This is a genomic window from Hydrogenobacter sp. (assembly GCA_041287335.1).
Lineage (GTDB): Bacteria > Aquificota > Aquificia > Aquificales > Aquificaceae > Hydrogenobacter.
The window spans coordinates 1-5,616 of the sequence record JBEULM010000054.1; the positions used below are offsets into that span (position 1 = coordinate 1).

The window sequence follows — 5,616 nt, forward strand, 5'->3', positions numbered from 1 at the left end:
ACAGAAAAAACTACTTTTACAAGAACGGTGCAGGCGTTGCGGTCATGTATTCAAAAAACATAACAATGGAAGAAAACACCTTTGAAAAGAATGAGGGACCTGCAAACTATGGGCTTTTACTAAAGGATATAACGGATAGCAAGCTTCATAAAAACAGATTTATAAACAATACACATGGCGTTTATCTTGAGGGATGCAACAGAACGGAGTTTAAAGAGAATCTCTTTGAAGGCAACGGTTGGGCTGTAAGGATATACGCAGATAGCGAAAACAATTTTTTTGCGGAAAACATCTTTTCAAACAATGCCTTTGATGTTTCTACAAATACCTTTTCATACTTCAGAAACACCTTTGAAGGGAATTATTATGACAAATATGAAGGTTACGATCTTGACAGGGATGGCTACGGAGACATACCTTATAGACCCATATCCTTCATGGCTATAATTTTTGAACGTTATCCCCTTTCCTTACTCTTTTATGAAAGTCTCTTTGCCCACATAATGGACACAATGGAAAGATTTATACCTATGCTCAATCCACAGTCACTTTTGGATAGAAAACCCCTCGTGAGGAGACCGTGGTAAGGTTTGAGGGTGTATACAAAGTTTTTGGAAGGAGGAAACTCTTTGAAGACTTAAGCCTTGAATTCAAAGAGGGAAGAACTACGGCCATACTTGGTCCTAACGGCTCGGGGAAGACCACATTGGTGAAGATCCTCTTAGGTCTTGTTATACCCAATAGGGGAAGTGTGTTCATAGACCATAAAGATATTCACAGGGAAGCGGGTCAAAAACGGCTTATAGGCTACATGCCTCAGATTCCTGAGTTTCCAGAAAATCTCACTGTAAAGGAAATCATCTCTATGGTTGAGGACATAAGGAGTCAGAAAGCTGTGAGACTTAAAGAGCTTCTTGAACTTCTTAACCTCGATAAAGAGCTGGAAAAAAGATTCTCAAGTCTTTCGGGAGGAACCAGGCAGAAGGTTGGCGCCCTTTTAGCTTTTGCCTTTGATACTCCCTTACTCATATTGGACGAGCCTATGGTTGGTCTTGATCCCATTTCCGCTTACAGATTGAAAGGTTTAATCCACGAAGAAAAAAGAAAGGGAAAAACTATACTTTACATTTCCCATATAATGGGGGAAGTGGAGGAGGTTGCGGACTATGTAGTTTTCCTCACAGAAGGTAAACTTGTCTTTCAGGGAAGCCTTGAGGAGTTGAAGATCAAAACTGGTAAAGAAAAACTTGAGGAGGCTGTACTTTGCTTGTTAAGTTGATAAGGTACGGGCTTTATGACCTTCTCAAGAGCAGGTGGATCCTCGCTACCTTACTATTCTATAGCGTAGCCGTTTACCTTTTGCTTGAGTTTGGGAGGAGTGTGGAGAAAGTTGTTGTAAGCTACGGCAGTATTTCCTCCCTCTCCCTTTCCCTTTTTTCCCTCCTGCTCTCTACTACATACATTTACCGTAACAGAAACTTTTTTGAGTTCATCCTTTCCCAACCTGTGAAGAGGTCTATTCTTCTTACGTCAATAATTTCCAGTTTGAGTCTATCTATATACTTTGGCTACTTTCTCGGTTCATTACTACCCTTTTATTATTTAGCTGGATTTAGCTTTAGCTTCTTTAAGTGTGTGCTTTTGAATTCCTTTCTTATTCCCCTTTTTGTAAACCTGGGAGTACTTCCCGCTCTCCTTGTAGAGGATAAGATAAAGGGTTTGGGCTTTTCCCTTTTTATCTGGATTTTTTTCTGCATACTTTACGATGCCCTTTTGCTTTACATTACAGTAGCATTGTCTGAATATCCGGTTGAAAAAATCCTCATAAGTCTCACATTACTGAATCCGGTTGATTCTGTTAGACTTACTTTGTTGATGGATGTAGGGCTTTACGAGCTTATGGGTTTTGTAGGAAAGTGGCTGGCGAAGTATCTGAAGGATTTGTGGTTCTTTCCTATTCTTCTATCCCTTTTTTACACCCTTTTTCTTTTTTTCTTGAATAAGAGAATCTTTAAAAGGAGGGATTTTTGAGATGTGGCTCCTTCTTGTGTTTTTGCTTGCCCTATCCTGCCAAAAGGTGGAGAAAAAACAAAACTCAGAGATATATACCAAAGAACTTTTTAAGCTAAGGGGATGTACCAACTGCCACGATACAAAAAGACCGTTGGTGGGACCATCTTTTGAGGATATAGCTCAAAGGTATGGAGGTGAAGAGAATAAGGAAGTTCTTGTGAAAAGCATTATGGAAGGTTCTTGTAATAAGTGGGGGGTAAGGTACAGATGTATGCCACCACAGAGAGTAGAAAAAGAGGAGGCTGAGAGGATGGTGGATTGGATACTTCACCTCAAAACAACAAAGCCTCCCATATCTTCATCGTAAGTTATCAATAGACTTTCTCTCGGCTTTAGCTCTGCTTCCAACCTTATTTCCTTGATATTTTTCTTGCCTTTTGTCTCTTCAATACGCATGACTAAACTGTGCCTGCCTGGATTAAAGAAAAGTTCCTCGTAAACAAATACGGAGGCATCCCTTCTTATGCCCCTTGGATTGAATACCTTAGAGTAAACTGCTCTCCCTTCTTCATAAAGCTCCACCTTTATAGGCGACCTTTCTTTAACAATAGCGACTTGGCTCCGCATATGTTTTAAGCCTTTACTCTCTTCTGCTAAGGTCTCTTTAACTGGAGAAGACCTATACTTGAAGCTCAAAACTACGGCTGATCTATCCACTGGGTAAAATGCTATCTTATGTGTGGTGAGGGGGTAAAAGAGGAATATGGGGAGGGCAAGCACTCCTGAAGCTACTGCGTAGTTTAGCCTTCCAGAGGTGATAAGTTTTACCTCCTGACCCTCCTTTGGAGAGGAGATAAACTCATCCACCTCCTTCTCTATGGATTTCACATAGGGGGCTTCAAGTATAAGCACCCTGCCGCCCATCACCTTCTTCTTCAGTATGGGTCTTCTCTTCCTTTCATACCTCTCCTCGAGCCACTTGTTGCCTTCCCTAAAGTAGCAGTCCTCATATTCGCAGGAGACAACCACCACACCCTCCACCCCCATGCTTAATATGTCCTCTACATAATGGGTGTTTAGGGCACCGGCGCAGGGCAGTGTAAAGGTAAGAAGTTCCTTTCTTTCTGGTGGTACAGCGCTAAAGGGACACCTGAAGGCTACATACCTGGGCTTTTCCTCTCTTATTTTATTCATAACCTCTTCAACGGGGAAGGTGGGTATGTCTATCACCAAGGTACTGCAGGAGCCCACGCATATGCCACAGCCCGCACATTTTTCCTCGTTTAGAACCGCCTTCTTCTTTCCTTCATGCTCCTTCATAACTATGGCTTCGTAGGGACAGTCTATGTAGCACTGCTCACAACCCGTGCATCTTTCAAAGTCTATGTGGGCTGGTGGGTTTTTCCTGCCCTTTATGAGCCAGGGGAAGACGAAGAGAAAGGTGAAAAAGCCTAAAAAGAGGAGCCAGTTAGCGGACATGGGTATGTATTTTAGGAGAGGATAACCAAAGAGGTAAAACCAGTCCACGCTCATCTCAAAGGGTAGCCTGCTTATGTGAGCTGGTGGGTCGCTCTTTGCGGGGAAGAGAGCCGAAAGAAGCACTATCAGAAGGGTTATGGTTATATACAGAAACCTTGGGGGTATGAGCCTCGGTCTTGCGTTTCTCATCACATGCACCCATAGGGTAAAGACTATGAGTATGGTGAGGGCAATGTGAGCAAAGAGAAGTATTCTGAAAAGACCCCCAAGATACTTTATGTCGCTACCGAGGAAGGCGCTCATAAGGGCATCGCCAAAAACGGGAAGGAATGAGAAGAACTTGGCGATTAAAAGACCTGTAAGCTGTGCCCTTTCGTCCCAGACCAGTATATAGCCCGATACACCTATGGCTAAAAATATAAGAAGGGTTGCAACGCCAGTGACCCATGCCACCCACCTGAACATGCGAAACCTGTCCGTTATTATCACATGCACCATGTGGGCAAGGGTCGTAAGAATTAGGGCGTCTGAAGAGTAGCGATGTACACCACGCATTATGCTTCCGAGAAGATTTTTGGATATTGCTTCTACGGAGGCATGGGAGGTCTGCGGATCTATGCTATAAAAGAAAAATAGGTATATACCCGAAAGTGCGTCTATTACTAATAAGAAGATAGCTATCGCACCAAGGTGATAAAAAGGATTTAATCTTGAGCTGAAGAACCTGCTGAGAGAATAAGATAGCCTTTGAAAATTAGCGTAAAAGGGGGTTATTTTTGATAATACTTCCATCCTGCATATACCTCCTGCAAGTGATTACTTACTAATTAATGTATAGTGAGTGTCACCTTTTATCAAGTTTTAAATTATTATAATATTATACTAAATTTAATTCTTGCTTTATTTATCTTTTAATATTAATATTAAGTAAGTAAATCCTTACGGAGGTGTCCATTATGGAAGAGAAAAAGACGCCTTTTTTAAAGCTCGCGTTAGACGATTTTATGCTTTTGCTCTTTTTGGGAGTCACCATCTATGCGGTCTCCTACCTCATATGGGGGCTCATAGAGCTTGCGTGGCTCTCACCCATACCCGCAGAGTTAAAACAAAGCCTTTTAGGAGGTAAGTGACATGGCGCTACTTCCACCCGAAGAAGGTTGGTATTACAAAAAGGTGGCAAGGGATGAGAAGATGTGGATAGCCATAGCCCTCGTTGTATGCCTTACGCTCTTCTTCTGGATGGTGGTATGGCATGTCTACGGCAGACAGAACCCCTCCTTCACCACTTACAGGACAACGCCCCAGGAGTTTAACGCCCTCACGCAGGCTTTTATTGGGAAATACAGGACGGGTGAGATGAACGGCATACCGGTGGTGGAGCCTCCACCCAACAGCGATGTGTTTCTGCTTGCTAAGATGTGGAGGTGGGAGCCTGTGTTAGTGCTGAAAAAGGGTCAGGAATACAGGTTTCACATATCCTCCCTTGACCTGCTCCACGGCTTTTCTCTCCAGCCCGTAAACATGAACTTCATGGTATACCCAGGCTACGACTATGTGCTGACCTTCAGACCCACATCCGCAGGAGAGTTTGCCATAGTTTGCAACGAGTTTTGTGGTGTAGGGCACCATACGATGATAGGGAAAATCATAGTAAAAGAGTGAGGAGGTGAAGCCATGTTTAGAACATGCGACATAACAGGTTTAAAGGTTGATACAAGGGCGGAGAGGCTCATACAGCTAAACGCTGTTATGGCTGTGGTCTCTCTGCTCGTAGGCGTTATCGCCGCACTACTTCTTGTGCTTACAAGGTGGCAGGTGGTTCACCTACTTCCCGTGGAGTGGTATTACAGGGTGCTTACACTTCACGGGCTAAACGCACTCATCTTCTGGATTGTCTTCTTTGAGATAGCTGGTCTATACTTTGGCTCAACGGTAGTCCTGAACTCGCGCATGTCCTCACCCAAGTTTGGCTGGCTTGCCCTAATCCTTATGGTTCTTGGCTTTTTGCTTGTGAATGCCACCATACTGACCGGTAATGCGGATGTGCTTATGACATCCTACGCACCACTTCAGGCACACCCTCTATACTACCTTGGCGTCATCCTTTTTGCGGTAGGGGCTTTG

At 43.4% G+C, this 5,616-nt stretch carries 8 protein-coding genes; 7 read left to right on the plus strand and 1 reads right to left on the minus strand.

Features of this window, described 5'->3' with window-relative positions; translation table 11 throughout:
* The 4 genes from ABWK04_08130 to ABWK04_08145 all read left to right on the plus strand — a co-directional run.
* The coding region (locus ABWK04_08130; GenBank protein MEZ0361840.1) for a NosD domain-containing protein at positions 1–587 on the plus strand (587 nt) is incomplete at its 5' end.
* Entirely contained in the window at positions 581–1,279 is a 699-nt protein-coding gene (locus ABWK04_08135; GenBank protein MEZ0361841.1) for an ATP-binding cassette domain-containing protein, read from the plus strand. The genes ABWK04_08130 and ABWK04_08135, both read left to right, overlap by 7 nt.
* Entirely contained in the window at positions 1,264–2,031 is a 768-nt protein-coding gene (locus ABWK04_08140; protein ID MEZ0361842.1) for a NosY protein, read from the plus strand. Before ABWK04_08135 ends, ABWK04_08140 begins: the two co-directional genes overlap by 16 nt.
* Before the next feature lies 1 nt (position 2,032).
* The gene (locus tag ABWK04_08145; GenBank protein MEZ0361843.1) at positions 2,033–2,380 is read left to right on the plus strand and encodes a c-type cytochrome; all 348 of its coding nucleotides are present in this window, start codon (positions 2,033–2,035) and stop codon (positions 2,378–2,380) included.
* On the opposite strand, the gene ABWK04_08150 is transcribed toward ABWK04_08145, so the two are convergent.
* Positions 2,341–4,284 (minus strand): hydrogenase iron-sulfur subunit, encoded by a 1,944-nt coding sequence (locus ABWK04_08150; protein MEZ0361844.1) that lies wholly within the window; start codon positions 4,282–4,284, stop codon positions 2,341–2,343. The genes ABWK04_08145 and ABWK04_08150 overlap by 40 nt on opposite strands.
* A 164-nt stretch (positions 4,285–4,448) precedes the next feature.
* On the opposite strand from ABWK04_08150, the gene ABWK04_08155 reads away from it, so the two are divergent.
* From ABWK04_08155 to ABWK04_08165, 3 genes are all read left to right on the plus strand, one after another.
* Positions 4,449–4,622, plus strand: a complete 174-nt coding sequence (locus ABWK04_08155) for a hypothetical protein (GenBank protein MEZ0361845.1) — start codon at positions 4,449–4,451, stop codon at positions 4,620–4,622.
* 1 nt (position 4,623) lies between these two features.
* Positions 4,624–5,154 (plus strand): cytochrome C oxidase subunit II, encoded by a 531-nt coding sequence (locus ABWK04_08160; protein MEZ0361846.1) that lies wholly within the window; start codon positions 4,624–4,626, stop codon positions 5,152–5,154.
* A gap of 12 nt (positions 5,155–5,166) precedes the next feature.
* The coding region (locus ABWK04_08165) for a cbb3-type cytochrome c oxidase subunit I (GenBank protein ID MEZ0361847.1) at positions 5,167–5,616 on the plus strand (450 nt) is incomplete at its 3' end.

Bases quoted from the DNA above. Each gene is read 5' to 3' on its own strand.
- ABWK04_08145 (MEZ0361843.1), top strand. From the start codon at position 2,033: ATGTGGCTCCTTCTTGTGTTTTTGCTTGCCCTATCCTGCCAAAAGGTG.
- ABWK04_08155 (MEZ0361845.1), top strand. From the start codon at position 4,449: ATGGAAGAGAAAAAGACGCCTTTTTTAAAGCTCGCGTTAGACGATTTT.
- ABWK04_08160 (MEZ0361846.1), top strand. From the start codon at position 4,624: ATGGCGCTACTTCCACCCGAAGAAGGTTGGTATTACAAAAAGGTGGCA.
- ABWK04_08150 (MEZ0361844.1), bottom strand. From the start codon at position 4,284: ATGGAAGTATTATCAAAAATAACCCCCTTTTACGCTAATTTTCAAAGG.